A 22,015-nucleotide genomic window follows, 5' to 3' on the forward strand; every position below is an offset into this window, starting at 1 on the left:
GGGTTCATGAATACGCGCGTATCGACGTACTTGATTGACACCCTGGCTATTTTTATCTTCGCCATTCTGGCACGTCTGGCCCATAATTCGGCTACGGATCCGTTCACTTTCCTCAATATTCTGGATACGTTCTGGCCATTCGCGCTCGGTACTCTACTAGGTACTGCACTGATTAAAAATGAGCCGGATCCGCGGAAGATTTCCTCCGGCGCAATTGTGTGGTTTGCCACTGTGGCCGTTGGCCTGGCTGTGTGGGCCGTCCGTAATTCTGAGATGCCGCACTGGTCATTTATCCTGGTCGCAACGGTAATGAGTGGTTTGCTGCTGCTCGGCTGGCGCGGTGCGGCGAACGCCGTTCAGCGCAAGTCGATTGAGTGACCTGTGGCGCTAACGACAATAAACGGTTTTTAATTTGTCCATCACACCTCGATAATTGAGGGTATGGAAAATTCACCCGACGAGTCTCTCGGCGCACACCAAGCTGCCAAGACCGAGCTAGTTAAAAACCCCGCAGAGCCCGGTAAAGAAAGAACTTTCATGGGCCAACCGTGGGGTCTCGCCAACCTCTTTGGCATCGAAATGTGGGAGCGCTTCAGCTTCTACGGCATGCAGGCCATCCTGGCCTTCTACATGTACTACGAGACCACCCGCGGAGGTCTCGGCCTGGACAAGGGTGCCGCAACCTCGATTGTCGGCGCATACGGTGGCCTGGTCTACATGGCTGCGCTGGCGGCATCACTCATTGCTGACCGCGTCCTGGGATCCGAGCGGACACTGTTCTACTCCGCAATCCTGGTCATGATTGGTCACATCTCGCTGGCTGTAATCCCTGGCGTTCCAGGCCTGGCCATCGGTCTTGTCTCCATCGCGCTTGGTTCCGGTGGCGTGAAGACCAACGCGCAGGTTGTGTTGGGTCAGCTGTATGCGAAGGATGATCCCCGCCGTGATGCTGGCTTCTCCATCTTCTACATGGGTGTCAACATCGGTGCTCTCTTTGGCCCGCTGCTCACCGGTTGGATCTGGGGCATGAAGGGCTTCCACTGGGGCTTCGGCCTGGCCGCAATTGGTATGGCTGCGGGCCTGATTCAGTACATCATGATGCGCAAGACCACCATCGCCGATGCAGGTCACGATATCCCGAACCCACTGCCTAAGAAGCAGTACCCGAAGTGGATCGGCATCACCGTGGCAGTCGCCGTGGTTTCCGTCGCACTTGTGGCCACCGGAATCGTACCGATTGAAAGCCTCTCGACTGTCGTCACCATCATCGCCTTTGTCGCAGCTGTGGTGCTGTGGTGGCAGATGTACTCCTCGCCGCTGACGACGAAGTCTGAAAAGTCGCGCCTCATCGGCTTTATTCCGATGTTTATCTCTGGCGTGCTGTTCTTCGGTATCTTCCAGCAACAGTTCACTGTTCTGGCTATTTACTCCGATATCCGCCTGAACCGCGAAATCTTCGGTTGGGAAATGTCTCCGGCCTGGATTAACTCCATCAACCCGATTTTCATCATCACCTTCTCCATGGTGTTTGCGGCTATCTGGTCCAAGCTCGGTGACCGTCAGTGGTCCACCCCGGTGAAGTTCGGTGTCGCCAATATCATCATTGGTATCTCGCTGTTCTTCTTCATTCCGTTCTCCGGCGGTGGCGAGAACTCAACTCCGCTGTGGGCCATCATTTGGATTCTCTTCCTGTTCACCATGGGTGAGCTCATGCTGAGCCCGGTCGGCAACGCCCTGGCAACCAAGGTGGCTCCGGCAGCGTTCCCGTCCCGCATGATGGCCGTCTGGCTGATGGCTATTGCCATGGGTACCTCGCTGGCAGGTACGCTGGCAGGCTTCTACAACTACGAAGACGCCGCAGCGGAAAATACCTTCTTCATCACCCTGGGTGTCGCATCGGTTGTCCTTGGCCTGATTCTGCTGGGCCTGCGCAAGTGGATTGTCAAGGAGTTCGTGGACGTCCGGTAATTGACGTTCTTTTCTGGGCTAACTTTGCTGGGCTAACTTATCTGTGCTAGAGCAAGGCGTCGACCACCTCATGGCGCCCATGGCACCTCATGGCACCTCCGCAGACGGCACGAGGTGCCATGGATGTCGTGAAGTCACGTGGACTGAGCTATGTCGGCGCCAGAGTAACTACCACAGCACCGCATACTCCCGCTACCTACGCCCTCCCACTGCCTAAGCCCTGCTTACAACGCCTCAGCAGCTAGGAATCCCCCAGCGGCTAAAATTAATGGCATGTTTGCCATCATTACCGTCACCGGCGAAGATCACACCGGCATCATCGCCGCCGTCACCACTGCTCTGGCGGAGCAGGACGTCAACATCGTCGATGTTTCCCAGACCCTCATGGACAAATGGTTCACCATGATTCTGCGAGTCGAATTCGACGAAAAGGAAACCCCCATCAGTACCCTGCAGAATTACATGGATTCGGTCGGCCAGCGCGAAGGCCTTGTCATCCGAATCCAGTCTGAGGCGCTGTTTAACGCCGTCAACGAGATTTAGAGGGCGCGACCGGCATGGATTTCAACTTCGCGCAATCTAAATTCCTCGACACCATTGACATGATCGAGAAGTACCGTCTGGATATCCGGACGGTCACCATGGGCATTTCGCTGCTCGAATGCGCCCGCTCCGATATGGAAGCCACCGCACAGGCGGTGTATGACCGCGTGACCAGGCAGGCCACGCACCTCGTTGAGGTCTGCGAGGGCATCGAAGCCGAATTGGGTATCCCGATTGTCAACAAGCGCATCTCGGTCACTCCAATTTCCCTGGTCACAGCCGGTTGTGAAGGCAATCCCACCATAGTTGCCAAGGCGCTGGACCGCGCTGCCCGCGATTCTGGTGTGAACTTCCTCGGCGGTTACTCCGCGCTCGTCGAAAAGGGCGCCACGACCAGCGAAAAGAAGCTCATCAACTCCATTCCGGAGGCTCTTAGCGAAACCGAGTTGGTATGCAGCTCGGTCAACGTTGCGTCGTCACGCGCGGGCATCAACATGAATGCCGTCAAACGCATGGGCGAGATTGTTAAGGAAGCAGCGGAGGCGACCGCCGACCGCAGCTCTATCGCCTGCGCCAAGCTCGTTGTATTCGCCAATGCGGTGGGCGACAACCCATTTATGGCCGGCGCTTTCCACGGCGTGGAGGAGCCTGACTGTGTCGTTTCCGTCGGCGTTTCCGGCCCTGGCGTGGTCGACCGCGCGCTGGGCGATCTCAAGGGCGCGAGCTTCAACGAAGTCGCTGAGGAGATTAAGAAGGCAGCGTTCAAGATCACGCGTACTGGCCAGCTGGTCGGTTCGATGGCCTCGGAACGCCTGGGGGTGCCGTTTGGCATCGTTGACCTCTCGCTGGCTCCCACCGCTGAGATGGGCGACTCCGTCGCTCACATCCTCGAGCACATGGGCTTGGAACAGGTGGGTACGCACGGCACGACCGCCGCACTGGCGCTGCTTAACGACGCAGTGAAGAAGGGCGGCCTCATGGCATGCTCGCGTGTGGGTGGGCTCTCCGGCTCGTTCATTCCGGTCTCGGAGGACAAGGGCATGATTGATGCGGTGCGCGCCGGTTCTATCTCCATGGACAAGCTGGAGGCAATGACCTCCATCTGTTCGGTGGGCTTCGACATGATTGCCATTCCGGGTGACACCCCTGCGTCGACTATCTCCGGCATGATTGCCGATGAGGCGGCCATTGGCGTGATGAACCACAAAACCACCGCAGCCCGTCTCATTCCGGTGCCAGGCACCAAACCTGGTGATGAGGTGAACTTCGGCGGTCTGCTCGGCTACGCGCCGGTCATTGACGTCAATGCCAAGGGCAATGCCGAGTTCATTGCTCGCGGTGGCTACATTCCAGCGCCAGTGCACGGGTTCAGGAACTAGGGTCTGTCCTGCTGTCGGCGCTAGTTCGCCCCCCGCCGCCGCTCCCCTGCTGCCTACTGGTGGCTGGCAGCTGGCCCACCCGCATTAGGTCAAGATGCGACCTTGAGCGTCGTACTTGTAGGAGCCAGTGCCGATAATCAGCAGGATGAACTCAACAAAGGCCCAGATGCCGACGGCAGAGGTAACCATCAGGCAGATAACTGCCAGTGGTGCCAGGATGATGGTGGCCTCAAGAATAAGTGCCGACATCACGCTGCCGCCCCAGAGGGTTAGCTGCGTCAAACCGCGCCCGGTCCTACCCAAGTAGAAGTTGTGTACTCCGAAGGCGCCCACGAAGAAAGCCAGCAGGGCGGCAAGCACCTTTGACTTCGGCGAAATACCACTCGCTGGGCTGAAGTAGTTCACATGTGGGTTGTACCCCGCCGACACTGGAGGCTGACCGTAGGCCTGCTGCTGGTAACCATTGGGCTGCTGGTAATTCGGCTGACCATACGCCTGCTGCTGGTAGCCAGACTGGTAGCCCGGCGGGTTTCCATATGACTGCGGGGTCGGTGGCACATCCCAGGGTTTCGGATTCTTAATAGGCATGCCATCTTCGTCGTAATTACCGTAGGGGTTCGTCATGGTGCGGGTGCCTTCCGGGTTGGCCGTGCATGAGAGACGGAATTGTTTCACACTCTAACCCAAAACTAATCAAGGCACATCCCCTTTTTTACGCCCTACCGCTTTTACGCGTTACCGCGCCAGCGACTGGTCAATGAGACCGCGCGCCCATCCCTCAGTCCACGCAAGCGGAGTCGTCCCCGGCATTGCGACATCGTTAAACGCGTACGATGCGTGCGCACCGGCACCGGCAATCATCTCCTGCGCCCTCGCAATTGCGTCGGCAACACCTGGCGGCACATCGCAGAAGGAATCCGATGGCACGCAGATGTTGTTGACGCGGTCATTGAGCTCACCAAAGCCCTCGCGCGGGCCACGCATGGAAGCACCGGGCACAACACTTTGCACAATGCCATTGAGCGGACGCAGCGATAGCTCAATGCCCACTCCGGCCAGGTCAACGCCCTGATTGACACCCTGATTCGGATCACGGCGAGGGTCACCCAACAGGGCCACGCCCACCACTCGTTCGGCCGGCACAGCACCGTTGCCATTACCAATTTCTGAGGCCAGGTCGCCAGCAATAGCTGCTCCCTGTGAGAAGCCCATCAGGATAAAGTCCGTCAGTGGGCACTGTCCGTGCAGGTCGGCCATTTCCTTGGAGGTCACGTCGCGTCCCACAGCCTGGGAGTCGTCGTAAGTCAGCTGATCAGGCATCTGGTGCGTCTTGATTGTCGCTGGGTACGGCGTGGTCCACACCTTGACCTTGTCGCCCGAGTACGACTGCGACAGCGGGTTCGTCACGCCGAGCAGCAGCGAATTCGGATTCGCCGTTGGCGCCAACGGGTCATCATCGGCCCGCGATTCCGCAGTACCGGGCACCGCAATGACCTCAATGGCCGGGCACCACTCAGGTTGTTCGGCCATTACACCATCATCGCCGCCGGGTGGCGGTGGGGTTGGTTCGCTGTGATCGTCGTTAAGCCATTGCCCAACGCCAACACCAATGGCGATCACCAGCACGATGACCGCCAATACTGTGAGCACTTTACGCATGAGTGCTAGCAATACGCCTTTTTAGCGGAGGTTGCAATAATCTTCGCCACTTCCTCCGCGCTATCGGAGGAGCGATCCTGCGCGACCAGCTGACCGGCGATTGCCAGCGCGACGACATCACGCTCTTCCGCCGGGGCATCCGCGCACGCCGCGCGACCAGTGCCGATGAGCTGATCTTCCACCCCATCGACATCGATTCCCTTTGCGACCAGCGCGTCGAGGAACTGATTGTCGGCATCGCTGAGCGCCATCTGCCCGTCCGGTGCCTTATCCACGCGCGTCGCCGCCGGATCAGAAATCTCCGGCTCGGAGTCCTGCGTCGTGCGCGGTGCTGGCGAGGTACTGCTTGACGACGTCGTGGAGGACTTCGTACTGGTCGTCTCTGAGGTGACCTCCGAGGACTCCACCGTGGAACCACCACAGGCAGCCGTGCCGAAGGCCAACAATGCAATACCTGCAGTTGTGACCAACGTTCGGAAAGACTTATTCAGGGACATTTACTTATTCCCCTCGTTGCGGTCTTCGACAATCTTGCCGTTGAGCTGTCGAATCCAGCCGCCCTCAAACTGCTGCTCGAGGCCACCGGCCTTGACCGGCTGAAGCGGACCGACTGGGTAGCCGAATGGGCCGTTTTCAAATCCGGTGCTGCCCCAGTGGTCAGTGATGTCGTTGGACATCACTGGCTGAGCGCCAGTTTCCGGCGTCCAGTAGATAGCACCGTGCTCGAAGCGCTGGAATGCGCCGCGGTTGAGCTTCTGCTCATCGCCGTCGATTGGCAGTCCCAAATCGGACTCGGCACCACCGAGCTCGTTGTAGGCACGACCGATATCACCACGGACGATGCGCGGCTCTTCGCCACCGACCTTCACAATGGTGCCGCCCTCAAAGTCCTGGGCAATACCGCCCGGAATATCGTGATGGTTTCCAGTTGGGTATCCCAGCGGACCGGTTTCGAAGCCTGCCTTGCCCCAGGCGTTCATGATGTCACCGATGACTTCATGCGCGCCGCCTTCCGGAGTCCAGTAGATGGAACCGTTCTGGAAGTGGACAAAGCGTCCCGAACCGTCCGGGGTTTCCAGCTCATTGGTCAGCGGGTAGCCAAGCGGCGAGGATGGACCGCCGAGCTCGTTGTAGCGGGAGCCGATGCGACCCCACACAACATGCGCGCCGGTGTCCGGATGCCAGTAAGCGGTACCGCCTGTGAAGTCCTGAGCCACACCGCCCTTGGCGGCCTTGTACTCATCCGACAGGCAGGTGCCGATACCCGGCAGCGAGGCGACGGCCTTCTCAATGTCGCCGCCGACCTTGCATACCGCACCGCGGTCTGCCTCTGGCAGCTGCAACGCATCGGCCAGGGTCGGCCATGCCTGGCTGACCTCGAACTGCCAGTACGGCCAGGAGTGCGTGCCCGAGTTGCGGAAGTTCACAACTGGCTTGACCCCCTTGGCATGTGCTTCGCGGATGAATGTTTCGCTGGTCATGCGCGAGAGCACTTCGAGGGCATACCCAGTCGGGTTATTCGGCTTGGTCGGGTCGAATTCCGACGGCACATCCCATTCACCGGTGTTGCCGTTACCTGCGGAGATGTAGAGCGACATGCCCTTGAGCTTGTCGATGTTGAGCTTCGGGTCATTGTCCTTCCAACGCTGCGAGCCCAGCGGACCCCACATCTTGGTCGCGTCGAAGCCACCGGAGTTCTTCATGCCAAGCGCAATGGCCTGTGGCATGCCCGGAGAGGTCATGTCCAGATAGCCGGAGAGACTACCGGCAAACTTCCACAGCTCTGGAGAGTGCGCGGCGATGTTATACGCACCGGTCGCCCCCATGGAGATACCGAAGATGCCGCGATCATCGTTACCGCGGAAGCCGTTGGTAATAACCGGGACGAGCTCCTTGGTGATGAAGGTCTCCCACTTGTAGTTCTGGCCATTGTCCGGCTGATCCCAGTCGGAGTAGAACGAGCCGGAGCCACCTGCTGGAAGGACAACCAGGACATTCTTGTCTTCGTAGAAGCGCTCGATGTTGGTAGCACGAATCCAGCCGGAGTAGTCATCGAAGGAGGCCATCCCGTCGAGGTGGTAGACGCTCGGGAAAGTGCGGTCCTTATCGCGGTACCAATCGCGCGGCAGCAGGATTTCCACCTGAATCGGCTTCTCCGGCATGGCTGCAGAGCGAATGTGCGCAACAACGTGGTGATCGGTGTACCAATCGACCTTCTCCACGCTCACGCCACTTGGCAGGTTAGGCACTGCTGGAGATTCAACCTTAAATGGCGTGCGCTCCGGCCCCGGCATCGGCTTGGGCATTCCCAAACCCGGCACCGGCTGCCCCGCAGCTGCGGCAGCAGCGTCCTGCCCGGCGGCCTGTGCCGCCCTGGCGACATCACCAAGGTTGCCCGCCTGGCCTGCCTTAACTTCCTCATAGCTCGGCAGGCTCTGCTGACCTTCGTCGGGAGCTGCCACTGCCACCGGGGCACCGAGACCAAGAGCCAACGGCACTGCCAAAATTGCGGTCAACGCCCGCGAGGGTCGTCGGCTGCTGCCGAGACCACCACGGAGGAACTTAGCGGTTACGCGCATGAGAGGGCTTCCCTTTACAAAGTCGCTTTAAGGTTGATTGAGAAATGTTGGGTGGTGCAGCACCGAATAGATGCGTACAGGCAGTGCCGCGCAAGGTTGCACGCTTTACGACGGCAGTGCTGTCTGCATCCCCAAAAACACCTGGTGCCCAGCAACGTTTCCGGAGGTTCCCCTCCTCCGGCACTCCGCCGCGATGGATAGTTTCACCAGCATGCTTAAAACGAAGCAGCATAGCTACCTGAATAGCTTCACCCTTTACTTTAAGGTTCGACTCTCATGTTTACCCTCTTCTGGGTAAAAACCGTGGCGACACACGCAAAAAGTACTGAGTTCAAGCTTTTTAAACGAACATTTTCCGCATCTCGCACATGAGTGCGTGGCTACCTGTTGCAATAAAAAAGACCAATCCCGATAACCGGGATTGGTCTTTTTCACTACGACACCACTTCGTCGACGCGCTAACTCCACTCCTGGCTAGCGGCCGCCAGTGGCGAGCCTAATCTTAGACGCTGAGCGAATTTAGACGCCGAGCGCGCGCAGGATGTACGGGCGAGCCAGTGCAGCGTCACGGCCCCACAGCTCCCACGAATGGATACCGTTCGGGCTGTAAGCAAACGTTGCGTTCAGACCAGCGGCACGAGCATCCTGCTCAAAGCGCTGCGTAGATGCACGGGAGACGGACTCCATAACCGCGCGCCAGACGGTGTCCGGCAGCTGCGGCAGCGGGCGGTTCAGAACCTCCGGGTCACTCCACAGGCTCTGCACACCCTGGGCCGAGGAGACGTACATCGGCAGACCCCTAAGCTGATCCAGCAGCATCGACGGGTCATGCGCCTGACGCTCTGGCGATGCCGGAACCGGCAGACCCCACATAGCAGTCGGGTTTATAACGCCAACACCAGCGACCATCGCAGTGGTACCAGTTGCAACAATCGGGTTGGACATCTGGTAGTAACCGGACAGCGAGGTGACGTGCTTGAACTGGTCACGGTGGCGTGCTGCCAGCGACACGGCTGCAGCCGCACCCATCGACAGACCGGCAATGGCGTTACGGTTCGGATTCACGCCAAACTCACGCTGCAGGTAGACCGGCAGCTCCTGAGTCAGGAAGGTCTCCCACTTCTGAATCTTCGGGCCATCAGTTGTAATTGCCGGTGCGTTCCAGTCAGTGTAGAACGAACCATCACCGGCGGCCGGTGCAACCAACGTGATGTTGTCATTGGCGAAGGTCTGGGCAATGTGACCCGACCAAATCCAGCCAGACGCTCCCCTGTTAAAGCCCCAGAGACCATCGAGCATGTACAGAGATGCATCGCCACCGCCGGTTGCAGCCTTAATCTGAACCGGGATGTTGCGCTTCATAGACGGCGAGAAGACCTGGCAGTACTGAACCCACCAGTTGTATGGATCCCACTCACAGCCCGGGCGCAGTCGATCGCGGTTCGGGTCAGCGCTTGCATCCTTCGCGGATGCGACCATAATGCCGCCGAACACCATGGCGACAGCGACAAGGGCAGCCACGACCTTCACCGTGAAGTTGCGCCTCACTGCAGTAAAGCTCATCGTTCTCCTCTTAACTTTCGGACTAACCTCCGCGTCATACTTCTCGGAGGCAGTCGCTTTCGCGAGCTTTCGCTTTCTGCTTCCAGTTGTGACGCGACAACTGGAGATCCCCACTGGGAGAATCTCAATTACGTAACGATACTCAAACAATTCTCAACAACCAAGTCCGAATCGTAATCTTTTCGTAACATTACGAACTTTTGTTTAGAAAACCTCTGGTTATGGGAGAAAACACCGTTCATCAGTAGGGAAATTACAAATAGGTAATTTCACCCCCGCCCTTTATATGAACTGAAACTAAAAACAACCCGAGCACAGCCCAAACACAATGCGAACACGATCTAAGCGCAACCTGGGTATGCAAAAGCCCGTGCACCAACTCGGTACACGGGCTCACATTTGCTCTTTCTAGCCCCCTAGGCCCTCCCACAAAATCGTGGCAGAACTAACAGAACTAGCCGCAGGGAGAATTACCCCATAGCCGGCACAACATAGACCGCAATGGCGATGGTAATCAGCCACAGCACAGCTAGTGCCTGCAGTGCACGGTCACGCAGCGCAATCTCATCTGGGCTGCCGGCATCGCCGCGGTCAACGTCAGCCGCGAAGCGCAGAATTGCCACTGTGAACGGCACCATCGAGATCTCATACCAGATTGCCGAGGCCGAGGAAGTACCTGGCACACGGCCCATCTCGAAGCCCCACAGCGCGTAGGAGAGCACCACCGCAGTTGCGGCCAGCGTCCAAACAAAGCGCAGGTAGGTTGCGGTGTAGCCCTGCAGTGACTTACGAATCTTCTTGCCCGTGCGCTCTGCCAGAAGCAGCTCAGCGTAGCGCTTACCGGCCGCCATAAACAGCGAACCGAATGCTGCGACCAGCAGGAACCACTGCGACAGGTGAATGTTCGCTGCCACACCGCCGGCCATTGCTCGCAGCATAAAGCCCGAGGACACCAGTGCGATATCGATCACCGGCTGGTGCTTTAAGCCGAAACAGTAGCCCAGCTGCAGCGCAATATATACAGCCACGACAATGGCCAGACCAGGGCCTTCCGAAGCAAACCACGACACCGCAATCGATGCGATAATCAACACCACCGCCATGGCATAGGCCATATTCACCGGCAGCACACCAGCGGCAATTGGGCGGAATCGTTTGGTCGGATGCGCGCGGTCAGCCTCGACATCGCGAGCATCATTAATCAGATAAATAGACGACGCCGCCAGACAGAAGGCCACGAAGGCCACCAGGATGTCAACAGCGAGAGTGCCAATCGAACGGCCGGAGTTCATAATCTCATTGCCGCCCGCGAGCGGGGCCGCAATGACGAGCACGTTCTTCACCCACTGCTTGGGGCGAAGCGCCTTAATCATTCCATCGAGCAGATTCTTCGGAGGCTGACCCTGCGGGTGTGCAGGCTCATCAATACCGGAAGTGTGCGGCTCCGAGCCGATGCGCGAAGCATGATGTGCTTGCCGACTATCTGGCACGTTGGACACGTTATTATTCTCCGCCTGCGTCACTATGCATTCCTTTCCGAAATGGTGGGCTGTTCGCACTGGTCACGCCGTGCCGTTTTCGGCTCGATGACCCTATCACCTATTTTGTCGACTGCAACTGCTGTTGCTGCACCCAGCGCCGCGCCAAGTGCCACATCTGTTGGGTAGTGCACACCCAGCACAAGGCGGGAGAGCATAATTGCCGGCACACCCACGATTGGTGCCACCGGGTACCCCAGCTTGCCAATTCCCACCAGCGCCGCAGTCGTCGATGTCGCGTGCGAGGAAGGGAAACTCAGTTTACTAGGAGTGCCGACGCCAATTGCTATACGACGATCATGGGGACGCGGGCGGCGGACAATGCGCTTAATCACAACGGATGCGGCGTGCGAGGTAAAAGCTGCAACACCGACCTTTGCCCACTCCGTGCGTCGCTCCTTGTCAATAGCTGCCCCAAGAGCAGCCAGCCCCATCCAGCCCAGGGCGTGCTCGCCGAAAAAGCTCATCGCACGCGCGGTGGGTAGCACGCCGGGGACGTCGTTAAGCGAATGCTGAATAGAAACGAGAACGTCGGACTCGCCGAACGGGTCGCCTTTAATTTTCGAAGACATCGGCCCAGGCCTTCCTACTGGTCAGATGGTCATAGGCCGCGCGGTAGCGAGCCTGCAATTGTTCAAAACGCTCCTCAACCTGCTTCTGCAGCTCCCAGGACTCCTCCAACAGAGCCTTGGCCTTGTCGCGGTCACGTTGGCGGTAGACCACACCACGACCATCGGCGGTGGTGACGGTTGCGCCGTCAACGCGAGACAGCGAGAACCAGCGGGCTTCCAACGGCGCCAGGTTGGCCTGCGGTGTCACGTGGTGCTCCGGATTTTCCGGGCGCACGCTGTGGAGCAGGCCCTTTGCCAGCCAGCCGACCTTCTTGAGCTTGCCCAGGCGACCACCGACATCCTTGGTCGGAACTCCCGGAATTCCCGACGGCTTCGGCAGATCACCAGCGCTTGGCAGCACAACGGCATCCGGGAAGTTCTTGCGCATTGCGTTGATGCGCGGCAGTGAGGTTTCGAGAATGTCGAAAAGGTGCTCCGGGCCTGCCAGGAAGTCCTTCATAGCTTCGTTCTGGATGGCGACGGTGGAGTACTCCAGGCACAGCAGGTGCTTGAACGTAGCCTTGCGCATGGAACGGACAATGCCGGCGGCATCGCCCTCGTGCTGGAGAGCCGCGACAATCAAGCGGTTGCGCAGGTGGAAGTACGCCTGCCAGTCAATGGCGTCATCCTTATCCGACCAGGCCATATGCCAAATTGCCACGCCCGGCCACGTAGCCGTCGGAAAGCCCGCCTTGCCCGCGCGCAGACCGTATTCGGCATCGTCCCACTTAATAAACAGCGGCAGTGGTTGACCGATGGTCTCTGCCGCGACGCGCGGGATGAGACACATCCACCAACCATTGAACTCGACGTCAATGCGGCGGTGCAGGTCCTTGGAATCGACGACCTCGCCGGTGGCGTTGGTTCCGTGCTCACCGCGATCGCGCAGCGGGTGGGCGTAAAAGTCGTGGTCATAGTGGACGTGCGGCGCGGAGGTCCACATGAAGTCGTGGCGGCCGATGACCTCACCCATCGAGTGCAGGTGGCTGCGTTCCTGCAGGTTGAGCATCTGTCCGCCCACCAGCATCGGGCGCTTGGCAAAGCGGCCAACAGCAACCGCGCGCAGGATGGAATCCGGCTCAATGGCGATGTCATCATCCATGTAAAGGATGAACGGGCTGTCCGTGGCGCGCTTCGGATCGGAGTCCGGCCCGCCCAGGGCCTCATACATAATGCGCGAGTATCCGCCGGAACCACCGAGGTTGCCCTGCGGGAAGATGCGCAGACGATCGCCGAAGTGCTTCGCGACGGCATCGAAACCCGGCTCATCAGCGGGGTGCTTTGTGCCCTGGTCAGGCATCAAAACTGCATCAATAATCGCATCGACTTCCGGATCCGAGGACAGCGCCTCAAGTGCTGCGACAGCATCGGTTGGGCGGTTGAACGTCGGAATACCGATGGTGACGCGGCCTTCCGGGGCCGGGTGCTCGGAGCCATCCGGGTAGGTCTGGCTTGGTGCCGCGATATCCGAGTACCACGCCGCCGAGTGGATCTCGACGTCCGTCTCACAGGTCAGGTCGAACCAAATCCAGCCGCCGTCTTCGAACTGCGTCAGCGGTACGGAAATCTCACAGACGTGTACATCCTTGCCGTCGACCTTGGCCTCTGCACCCTCGGCGGCAGCACCCAAATCGCCGACGACCTTACCGGTCACAGCGATACGAGCACCGTCAATCTTCGAACGGTAAATATCCACACGCGCCGTGCCGGACAGCTCCAGGCGCAGGACTACATTTTCCAGATTGGTCCACCGACGCCAGTACGACGCCGGAAAAGCATTGAAGTAGGTTTCAAAACTTACTTCATCGCCCGCCGGAATGCTTGCCGACGTGCGCGAATGCGCCTGTACACGACCAGTGTTGGTCTCCGGTTCAACCAGGTAGAGCGAGCGGACATCACGCGGCTCACCCAACTTGGGCAGCAAAATCCGCTGCAGGCGTTCAACGGCAAGGCTTGACGACGTTGTCGGGTTTTTTGTCCGCTTTTGTTCGGGCTGTGATGCCATGAGACGTATCAACCGCTTTCCGAATGGTCTACCAGGTATTGCCGCCGATAATTTACCGACGTTTCTATCTCATAGCATCCTAGTGCCAGTGGCGGATTGGCTCTGTTTGCCACGCTAGCGACTGCCCAGAATGTGACAGCCCTATGCGCGGCGGCTTAGATGCTGCGCATAGGGCTGTTTAGTTCAGTATGTAGTTGTAAGAGCTGGTTTAGACTCCTGCTGGTTTAGGCTCCTGCTGAGTTAGGCGCCGAGGAATCCCTCGATGCGAGCCCTGTTGTTCTGCAGGTTGCGCTCCCAGGTCGGCCAGTCATGGATACCGGTCTTTTCGTATTCGAAGGTGGCATCCAGGCCGGTGGTGCGAGCGCGCATTTCAAATTCGCGGGTGGACAGGCGCGACAGCGACTCCAGCGCAACGCCGCCGACCTTCGGGATTGCGCGGTAGAGGTTCTTCGGGTCGCGAACCTCATCCGGAACACCATTTGCCGAGGTAATTACCAGGTCCAGACCCTTCATCTTGTCGACGTTCAGGTATGGATCATTGCGGACGCGCTCCTTGGACATCGGGGCACCCCACATATCAAAAGAGGTGTAGCCAGCCGACAGCTGAGCGGCCTCAATAGCAGTGGTCATGCCCGGCGCGGTGGTGTGCAGGTAACCGGAGAAGGCCAGAGCCTGACCGAACTGGTCACGGTGGTTATAGGCCAGTGACAGGGCAGCCGATGCGCCCATGGACAGACCAGCCACCGAGTTACCGGTGCGGGAAATACCGAACTCACGCTCCAGGTAGACCGGCAGTTCCTGAGTCAGGAAGGTCTCCCACTTGTTTACAAACGGACCCTGCGGGCCGAACGACGGACGTTTCCAGTCGGTGTAGAAGCTGCCGCCACCGCCACCTGGGATAACGAGGTTGACGTTGGAGCCTTCAAAAGTGCGAGGAGCGTTGCCGCGCTCAACCCAGTCAGAGGCATCTACCGGGCTGCGCAGACCATCGAGGAGGTAGAGGGCCTTGTTACCACCATTGGCAGAGGCCACAATCTGGACCGGGATGTTGCGGTCCATGGACGGTGAATACACCTGGCACTTCTGGGTGAAGTACTGGTAAGAGTCCCATTCACAACCCGGGCGCAGGGCGCCACGGTCACCAGCTGCACTTGCAGCAGGTGCCATAGTCAGAGCAGATGCAGCCACAGCCACTGCGGAAGCCACAGCTGCCACCTTTCGGCGCCAACCACGGAAAGTAGAGGTGATCTTCACGTGTGCATTCTCCTCACATTGCGCTTCTTAATGCGTCTTCCCACAGGCAAGGGAAGAGCATTCAGGCGAGACCGCCCTTTAAAAGAATTTCCTTAAGAAATAATGAATCTCTGACGAACTTACTCGTCTTTGGCGGTGCTTTCCAGGCAAAACTCCAAGATTTTGCCTTAATTTTGAAAAACAACAAAGCTAACGCTGTTGTGGTCTTTGATGCCCACATGAAGTGACCTAGCCTCGTACCCTCAACGTACTTTTTGCTAAAAGTTGAAGCCCCACTCGTCGTTCTGCAACGATTTTCCGCATGAACCCCCGAATGACAGCGACAACCCGCAGGTGTATAGGACCAGAAGAGTATCCAGCACTGGTCGACATTTGGCGCAGTGCCGTTCGCGCGACGCATCACTTCCTAACCGAGGAGGACTTTCAGGCAATCGAAAGCAACCTCAGCCCGGCATATTTCCCGGCAGCCCACCTCTTTGTCGCAGAATGCAACAACCACCCCGTCGGTTTTGCCGGGGTGGTTGAGGACAGCCTGGAAATGCTGTTTGTCGCCGATGAATTCCGTGGTCAGGGCGTTGGCTCGCTACTGCTTCGCTATGCCGTAGACCAGCTCGGGGTGCGAAAAGTCGATGTCAATGAGCAGAATCCGGGAGCAGTCGGCTTTTACCTACACCATGGTTTCGTACAGGGTGGACGCGACGACCTGGATGCTGATGGTCGGCCGTATCCGATTTTGCATTTCGCGATTGAGGGCTAGCTCCTGGCTAGCCGCTAGTGAGCGCCCCCTACTAATATCCAGCGCTACTATGCTGACCCCGCCCCTGGGTCCGCAGTCTCCGCAATCCTGTCGAGCCTGTCCTTAATATCCGTGACTGTGGCGATGTTGTCGTCGAAAACGTCGAAGGGCGTGCCGTGGTCGGCGTAAGGGGAATCAAAGAGGTCGCTCATCGTCACTACGCCGTTGAGCATCAGCCCGCGGATTAGTCTGTTCATAAAGTCCAGCTGCACGGAGTTGAGCTTGGAGCCGTCCAGGAAGTCGGCGAATGCCTCGCGTGCCGCCGATTCTTCCAGTCCAACCAGCCCACGCACGAAGCGCGGCAGCGACATGCCCAATTGGTCGCGTAAGCCCTCTACATCTGCAATGCCAGCGCTTGCGACCAATTCCTCTAGCGCGGCGATATCCGCAGCCGAGAGCTCCTTTGCTCTACGGATTTTCTGAAGAACCAGCGCGTCACCGTGAGCTTCGATAACCTTACGAATCTTGTCCTCCACCGTGCTGCCAATCACTGTGGTGGATGCGCTTTCAAGCGGTACGTCCACCATCCGCAGCTCACCAAGTTCGTCCGCCACATCAATCACGACCTGGTTCCGCTTGCCCTTGTCCACGTATTGCACCAGGCCTCGCACACCCCTGCGCAGTAGTTCCAGGTCATCGGGGGTGATGCCCTCCCACCACTCCGGGCTGACTGCCTGTTCGAGGCGCTCGGCCTGCTTCGCAATCGCCGGCACATTCAGCTTGGTAAGCAAATTGTTCGCAATATGCTGCACGCGCCCGCGCTTGTTGTCGCTAATCTCCTTACCTTCTGCCAAAGCCACTTGCATGTTGATAATCAGCAGATCGAAGCGTTTCGCAAACTCGTTTTCGCCCGCACTTTGGAACGGCAGGTGCGCTAATCGCTGCTCCATCTCTGCCAGATCCGCCGTCTCGAGGTTGTCCCAGCTTGCTTCACGACGGTACTTTGCCAGCACTGGTCGGTCAGCAGGTCGCACCAACGCGCTTGCGTCCGGCACGTCAATTAACTGGCGCCTCAACAAATCCTTGGTGTCGTTGCGCAAGGGACCGTCGTCAAGCGAATCAATCATCCGGAGACGCTGCGCGAAGAGACGCTCGGACAGGGACTTTTGGCGGGAGCCTGCAGTTTCAGTGTAGGCGATTTCGCTGGTGAAATAGTCGAGATTACCGCAGTAGTCGAAAACGTAGAACTCAGTTTTGTCTTGTCCAAGGCCGAAGAGATCTTCGCATAGGCGTGTGCCGCGGCCCATCATCTGCCAGAACTTGGTTTTAGAGTAGACGGGCTTGAAGAAGACGAGGTTGACCACGGCGGGCACATCGATGCCGGTGTCGAGCATGTCCACGCTGATGGCGACGTCAATGCTGCCGGGTTTGTTGGAGCTGAAGTTTTCAATCAGAGTTTGGGCACGACTGTTGTCATGGGTGATGACGGCGCAGTTGAGCACTGGATTGATGTCGACGAGGTGGTCGTGGATGAGCTCGGCGTGTTTCCTGTTACGGGCGAAGATGATGGTTTTGCCCAGGCGGTCTGCACCTTCGACTTTGATGCCGTTTTCCAGCACCTGTCGCAGCACCAGCTCGATAGTGGAGTGGTTGAAGAGTTTGGCGTTGATTTCCTCGGCGCTAGCACCTTCGGGCGCTTCGATGGAGTTGCCGTCATCATCTGTACCCCAGTCGATGTCATCGAGTTGGAGCTGTTCTTCGTCGCTGAGCTCATCGAAATTGATGCCGCGCCGCAGAATTAGCGTCTCGCCTGCATACGGCCGGAAGGGAACCAGGTAGTTATCTGCGACCGCTTCGGCGAGGCTGTATTCGCCGGTGGGCTTGCCGTCTTCGAGGTGAAAGAGACTATAGGTGTTGTGGTCGACTTCGTTGCGCGGGGTGGCTGTGAGGCCAAAGAGGAGGGCATCGAAGTATTCGAAGATGCGCTTATAGCGACGGTAAATGCTGCGATGCGCTTCGTCGACGATGATCAGATCGAAGGCGTAGGGGCTGAATTCGGTGCCGAGCTTGTCGATGATGGTCTGGTACGTGCAGACATAAATCGACCCAATGCCGTCGGGGTTTTCCAGCAGGTTAACCACACCGGCCTCACCGTAGAGAGCCTGGTAATTCTTGGCAGCCTGGTTGACCAGTGCTTTCCGGTCGGCGAGGAAGAGCACGTTCTTAGCCCACTTAGCCTGCTGCATCATCTTGGTCAGGGCGATAGCAGTGCGGGTCTTGCCGGTGCCGGTAGCCATGACCAGCAGCGAGTGGCGGTGTCCAGCCTCGTAGTGCTCGGTGACTGCACGAATGGCTTTTTGCTGGTAGTTGCGTCCGGCAATCGACTGGTCGATATCGGTTGTGCTCAGCGGCGCACGCCATTTGCGGTTATGGATGATGCGGTAGAGCTCGTCGGCGGTGGCATATCCCTCGACGCTACGGGGCGGGTAGCCGTGGCCGCCAGGTAGATTCGCGGCATCGTCCCACATCTTGATGACGTGCCCGTTGGCGTAGTAAATCAGCGGACGCTGTCCGTACTGTTTTTCCAAGTCATCAGCATATTGCCGAGCCTGTTCGCAGGCTGCGCTGACCTCGATTGCAGGCTTCTTTGCCTCCACGACGGCCAATGCTTTGCCGTCACTGCCGTAGAGCACGTAGTCCGCGCGTCCCGACGGCAATGTGACTTCGTAGCGAACATTGCCCGCCTCTGGGGTAAAACCGGCCTCCGCCAGCATGGGGTCGATGATGTCCCGCCGAGTCTGGGCCTCGCTAATCGCATAGCTTGCCGATATATCCACCTGTCCGGCGTTGCTCTGAGCTTCGACGAGTTCCTGGCGAGTATTTTCCAGGGCTTGTTCAAGCTGTCGCTTCAGTTCTTCGTTGGCGGCCTGGAGTTCATCGATGCGAGCTTGGCCTTCGAGCGCTTCGGCACGGGCTTTGCGAAACTTTTCTTTCTCACGCAGATGGGATTGGCGCTCCAGGAGGCGTTGGGCTCGTTCCTTGGAGAGCAGCAACGCGGATTCTTTTGCAGAGTTCTCTCGCGCCTCAAGTTCGGAGGCGAGCTTCTTCAGTTCTGCACCCCGTTGTGTTTCGGTGGCAGCTGCGTGCTTGGGCGCGTTGAGAAGGATTGACTTATCGAAGGGTGCTGGTGGGAGCGCTTTCTTTCCTTGTCCGGCGACATTGGCAGCCGCCCAGGCGAGAAAGTCATAGAGATGTGCGACAGCGTTAATTGCTACTTCCGGGGCAAGGTACTGCGGATTATGAGCACCCAGATTTCCGATTTTGCGAATCGTGTGAACCTTGGATTGGATGATGCTGGGGACGTGGCGTTGGAATTCCGGAGTGCGGGTCAGGTCGTGGAAGCCGCTCTTCCCTGTAGCGTCGGGGTGATTGGGGGCTCCGAAGAAAACGGAGATGTGACGGACGACCTGCTCTGCGACGAAACGCGCCTGAATGACTGCGGCGCGCGGGTTGGAAACTGCAGCTTCCTCCGCATGGCGGCAATCCATAAGCAGACTTGGGAAGACAGCACCGACGAAACCGAAGTTGCTGAGTTTCGGCTGGAGGGCACTGTTCGCCGAGCTGTCCATGCCTGGGGCACCCGGTGTCGCGTTGGGCGAAGCGGGCGTGCTGTCAGACGGCGTCATAGGAGTCATCGGCGTCCTTTTATTAATTGGAGCAACGTCAATTCTTATTCAACGTTTTATTCAACGAGGTTTAGTTTAATCTCCCAAAGGGATTCCGTTGGTCGTAGCGTCGAATGTGTGTCCGAGAGACGCAGCACCTGTTCGGAAAACAGAAAATGGCCATCGCCGTCCCCAAATACTTAAGAGGCTCACTACCGCGCACACTAACTCGAGTAGGAGTGCAGATGGGGTTCCCCAGTGGTAAATCGCAAACCCCGCGAGGCATAGCCTTCGCGGGGTTTGGAGATGCGTAGTTGTCTGCATATTGGCAATCTCTGCAAAGCGAATTATACGTTGGACATGTGCCGGCTTTTACAAGCCTCAACACTCAACATGGTTACGCCTTAAACATAGTGAGAAAACGTGTCGAGATTCTCTCGATTCTTCGACATATTCCTTGGAGGTGGTCACATTGTAGCCCTTTGTTCTCTGGAATCGGACTGATTCCAGAGAATCAAACGAGGCTTCAAGCCACGGCTGCCCCAACCTCCTCACCCAACTTCTCACTCGACATAATACCGTGGGAAGTTATGTGTGAAGTTGGGTGTTATGTTGACCTTAAATCTGTTTCACCCGCATTTTTACCAATCTTTTACCTTGCATAAGCTAAGCAATTTTTCCTACACTCAGCGAGAAGTGCTCTGCCCCGCAATCATCCGATAGCGCTGCTTCGGACTCCGCGAAGGCTCAGTCCGCTCGACCAAGCCTTCATCGATGAGCGCATTGACAGCTTTCTGGACTGCAGTCCGACTCAACTGAGTTTTCTCCACGAGCTCAGTCGTTGAGGAAGAGGATTCCTCTTTCAGGATTGCCAGTACGTGATCTCGCGCAGTCGTGTATCGCTCCTGTGTAGCGACGCGTCGCCGTCGGAAAATGATGGTAAAGCTATCGAGCCGATTGATGTACTCAGGTTTGGGCATGAGCGCATCTTCCAAGGACTGGTTGATCGTCGCGATGCCCGTGCCACGATTTTCAGCCACACGCCCTGCTTGTTTGCCTTCACTCGGCAGGGAGACTTCCTCCAAAAAGCTGGAAATCCGTTGGTTGCGGGTAGAGCTGACACCCGGCTCGCCCAGATGCCGGATCGTTACACCCCCATACAGACCGCCAGGGCTCGTAATTTCGAGCCGGTCGACAAACATATTGATTTGCACCTGGCTCCCCTGCGCCGACGGCGAGTAATCGCGGTGCATCAGCGCGTTCACCAGCGCTTCGCGTACTGCAATCGGTGGATAGTCAGGAAGATCAGTCCGGAATTTTTCCCCAATCATGGCACCGGTGCGCATGTTTCTCTTAACTATGTCGACTCCGGCGTCGACTAGCTCCGGAATGGTGCCGGTAAGTGTTGCACTGTCGAGAAGTCTCAGCCCAGTAGTGATGGCACCCTTGCTCGTACCCGGAAAGAGAGCGAATGTCACGGTCAGCCGAGGGAAGAACTCTTGGGGATAGTCACCCATTACCAGCAGAGCCGCCAAGGTCGGGCTGTCGTTCTTGGTGATTCGGAGCCGCCTTAGCGCTACTTCGCGGCCGTCCTTGAAGGTCTTTGGGCGGCGCTGCTTTTGGGTTTGCAGATAGTCCTCGAGCACTTCAGGGGCCAAGTCATCTACCGTGGCTTCGGATACTGGCTCCTCGTCCCATTTTGGCTGAGTATGCTCTTCGATTAGCTTGTCGATTTCGTAATTCGAGAGTTTGGTATCGCCCTCCCCTGTCCGAATGTAGCTGCCGCCGTACCTCCCCTGGTCGGTCACATAGCAGGGCTTATCGACGGGACTAAACTCCTCGATTTCTGCGACGACAATGCTGGTTCCCTCGAATGGAACGATCGAGATTTCGGGCCTTACCGGTGGCGTTAGTTGACAGCAGCGGGTCTCGAGAGCATCTTGCGCCTTGAGCGCGTCGAATTTTCCAACGGGCACAAAGCCAGATTTTTCGTCGAGCCCGACCATGATCACTCCGCCACCAGCGTTGGCAAATGCGCTGAGAGTTTCCCGAATGGACTTGCCGACGTTGCTTTTCACTTCAACAGACTGAATATCCGAACCTACCAGCCGTAGGTTCGCGATGATTTCCTTCAGATGACCTTCGTCCACGATGGCTCCGCTCGATAAGCTTCACACTAAACTTCCCACTTAACATAACACTGTGGGAAGCTTAGTGGGGAGTTCGGTGTTATGTTGACCTCAAACCATTCTCATCTGCACTTTTATGCACGACATCACAGGTTTCGCACCCGACGCACCCGACACGGCGGGTCACCAAACATGGTTACGCCATAAACTCGTTCAGAAAACGTGTAGAAATTTTTGTGTTTCTTCGACGTATTCCGCGGATATGGTTACGCCGTCACCATATGCAGTCAACAGTTGTATTGCCTCGGGCTTCAACTCAGACATGCAAAAAGACAACTCCCCCGATCTTACGAGGCTCAGGGGAGTGAGGGTTTTTGCACTGACCT

General features: G+C 57.8%; 16 protein-coding genes. 5 read left to right on the plus strand and 11 right to left on the minus strand.

Translation table 11 applies throughout. The features are described from left to right. Window positions 1–6 precede the first annotated feature (6 nt). From Q4E11_RS05080 to Q4E11_RS05095, 4 genes are all read left to right on the plus strand, one after another. Complete coding sequence (locus Q4E11_RS05080; protein ID WP_303164160.1) at window positions 7–378, plus strand: DUF3054 domain-containing protein; 372 nt, start codon at window positions 7–9, stop codon at window positions 376–378. A gap of 63 nt (window positions 379–441) precedes the next feature. Then, a complete protein-coding gene (locus tag Q4E11_RS05085; RefSeq protein WP_303164162.1) occupies window positions 442–1,968 on the plus strand; it encodes a peptide MFS transporter in 1,527 nt (508 codons plus the stop codon). Window positions 1,969–2,241: 273 nt separating this feature from the next. Then, window positions 2,242–2,511, plus strand: a complete 270-nt coding sequence (locus Q4E11_RS05090; protein ID WP_303164164.1) for an ACT domain-containing protein — start codon at window positions 2,242–2,244, stop codon at window positions 2,509–2,511. A gap of 14 nt (window positions 2,512–2,525) precedes the next feature. Next, window positions 2,526–3,890, plus strand: a complete 1,365-nt coding sequence (locus tag Q4E11_RS05095) for a PFL family protein (protein WP_303164165.1) — start codon at window positions 2,526–2,528, stop codon at window positions 3,888–3,890. 84 nt (window positions 3,891–3,974) lie between these two features. On the opposite strand, the gene Q4E11_RS05100 is transcribed toward Q4E11_RS05095, so the two are convergent. From Q4E11_RS05100 to Q4E11_RS05140, 9 genes are all read right to left on the minus strand, one after another. Beyond that, window positions 3,975–4,514 (minus strand): TM2 domain-containing protein, encoded by a 540-nt coding sequence (locus tag Q4E11_RS05100; protein ID WP_303164167.1) that lies wholly within the window; start codon window positions 4,512–4,514, stop codon window positions 3,975–3,977. Between the two features lie 111 nt (window positions 4,515–4,625). After that, window positions 4,626–5,549: a cutinase family protein gene (locus tag Q4E11_RS05105; protein ID WP_303164168.1), complete on the minus strand. Its 924-nt coding sequence runs from the start codon at window positions 5,547–5,549 to the stop codon at window positions 4,626–4,628. Between the two features lie 5 nt (window positions 5,550–5,554). Beyond that, window positions 5,555–6,046 (minus strand): DUF732 domain-containing protein, encoded by a 492-nt coding sequence (locus tag Q4E11_RS05110; protein WP_303164169.1) that lies wholly within the window; start codon window positions 6,044–6,046, stop codon window positions 5,555–5,557. Further along, a complete protein-coding gene (locus Q4E11_RS05115) occupies window positions 6,047–8,128 on the minus strand; it encodes an alpha/beta hydrolase-fold protein (protein ID WP_303164171.1) in 2,082 nt (693 codons plus the stop codon). Window positions 8,129–8,647: 519 nt separating this feature from the next. Further along, the gene (locus tag Q4E11_RS05120) at window positions 8,648–9,691 is read right to left on the minus strand and encodes an alpha/beta hydrolase family protein (protein WP_303164173.1); all 1,044 of its coding nucleotides are present in this window, start codon (window positions 9,689–9,691) and stop codon (window positions 8,648–8,650) included. Window positions 9,692–10,161: 470 nt separating this feature from the next. Then, window positions 10,162–11,190, minus strand: coding sequence for a decaprenyl-phosphate phosphoribosyltransferase (locus tag Q4E11_RS05125; protein ID WP_303164174.1), 1,029 nt, complete (start codon window positions 11,188–11,190; stop codon window positions 10,162–10,164). Window positions 11,191–11,213: 23 nt separating this feature from the next. Then, a complete protein-coding gene (locus Q4E11_RS05130) occupies window positions 11,214–11,801 on the minus strand; it encodes a phosphatase PAP2 family protein (RefSeq protein WP_303164181.1) in 588 nt (195 codons plus the stop codon). Then, complete coding sequence (locus Q4E11_RS05135; protein WP_303164183.1) at window positions 11,785–13,845, minus strand: glycosyltransferase; 2,061 nt, start codon at window positions 13,843–13,845, stop codon at window positions 11,785–11,787. Before Q4E11_RS05135 ends, Q4E11_RS05130 begins: the two co-directional genes overlap by 17 nt. A gap of 240 nt (window positions 13,846–14,085) precedes the next feature. After that, window positions 14,086–15,099: an alpha/beta hydrolase family protein gene (locus Q4E11_RS05140; protein WP_303164185.1), complete on the minus strand. Its 1,014-nt coding sequence runs from the start codon at window positions 15,097–15,099 to the stop codon at window positions 14,086–14,088. Between the two features lie 301 nt (window positions 15,100–15,400). On the opposite strand from Q4E11_RS05140, the gene Q4E11_RS05145 reads away from it, so the two are divergent. Next, window positions 15,401–15,856, plus strand: a complete 456-nt coding sequence (locus Q4E11_RS05145) for a GNAT family N-acetyltransferase (protein ID WP_303164187.1) — start codon at window positions 15,401–15,403, stop codon at window positions 15,854–15,856. A gap of 47 nt (window positions 15,857–15,903) precedes the next feature. Here Q4E11_RS05145 and Q4E11_RS05150 read toward each other — a convergent pair whose 3' ends face one another. After that, window positions 15,904–19,521: a DEAD/DEAH box helicase family protein gene (locus Q4E11_RS05150; protein WP_303164189.1), complete on the minus strand. Its 3,618-nt coding sequence runs from the start codon at window positions 19,519–19,521 to the stop codon at window positions 15,904–15,906. Between the two features lie 665 nt (window positions 19,522–20,186). Continuing rightward, complete coding sequence (locus Q4E11_RS05155) at window positions 20,187–21,650, minus strand: ATP-binding protein (RefSeq protein WP_303164191.1); 1,464 nt, start codon at window positions 21,648–21,650, stop codon at window positions 20,187–20,189. Window positions 21,651–22,015 lie beyond the last annotated feature (365 nt).

It is taken from the genome of Corynebacterium sp. (genome assembly GCF_030532195.1).
Classification (GTDB): domain Bacteria; phylum Actinomycetota; class Actinomycetes; order Mycobacteriales; family Mycobacteriaceae; genus Corynebacterium.

Excerpts from the sequence above, each read along its gene's own strand:
- Q4E11_RS05080 (WP_303164160.1), top strand. The coding sequence starts at position 7 with ATGAATACGCGCGTATCGACGTACTTGATTGACACCCTGGCTATTTTT.
- Q4E11_RS05085 (WP_303164162.1), top strand. The coding sequence starts at position 442 with ATGGAAAATTCACCCGACGAGTCTCTCGGCGCACACCAAGCTGCCAAG.
- Q4E11_RS05090 (WP_303164164.1), top strand. The coding sequence starts at position 2,242 with ATGTTTGCCATCATTACCGTCACCGGCGAAGATCACACCGGCATCATC.
- Q4E11_RS05095 (WP_303164165.1), top strand. The coding sequence starts at position 2,526 with ATGGATTTCAACTTCGCGCAATCTAAATTCCTCGACACCATTGACATG.
- Q4E11_RS05100 (WP_303164167.1), bottom strand. The coding sequence starts at position 4,514 with ATGACGAACCCCTACGGTAATTACGACGAAGATGGCATGCCTATTAAG.
- Q4E11_RS05105 (WP_303164168.1), bottom strand. The coding sequence starts at position 5,549 with ATGCGTAAAGTGCTCACAGTATTGGCGGTCATCGTGCTGGTGATCGCC.
- Q4E11_RS05110 (WP_303164169.1), bottom strand. The coding sequence starts at position 6,046 with ATGTCCCTGAATAAGTCTTTCCGAACGTTGGTCACAACTGCAGGTATT.
- Q4E11_RS05115 (WP_303164171.1), bottom strand. The coding sequence starts at position 8,128 with ATGCGCGTAACCGCTAAGTTCCTCCGTGGTGGTCTCGGCAGCAGCCGA.
- Q4E11_RS05120 (WP_303164173.1), bottom strand. The coding sequence starts at position 9,691 with ATGAGCTTTACTGCAGTGAGGCGCAACTTCACGGTGAAGGTCGTGGCT.
- Q4E11_RS05130 (WP_303164181.1), bottom strand. The coding sequence starts at position 11,801 with ATGTCTTCGAAAATTAAAGGCGACCCGTTCGGCGAGTCCGACGTTCTC.
- Q4E11_RS05135 (WP_303164183.1), bottom strand. The coding sequence starts at position 13,845 with ATGGCATCACAGCCCGAACAAAAGCGGACAAAAAACCCGACAACGTCG.
- Q4E11_RS05145 (WP_303164187.1), top strand. The coding sequence starts at position 15,401 with ATGAACCCCCGAATGACAGCGACAACCCGCAGGTGTATAGGACCAGAA.
- Q4E11_RS05150 (WP_303164189.1), bottom strand. The coding sequence starts at position 19,521 with ATGACGCCGTCTGACAGCACGCCCGCTTCGCCCAACGCGACACCGGGT.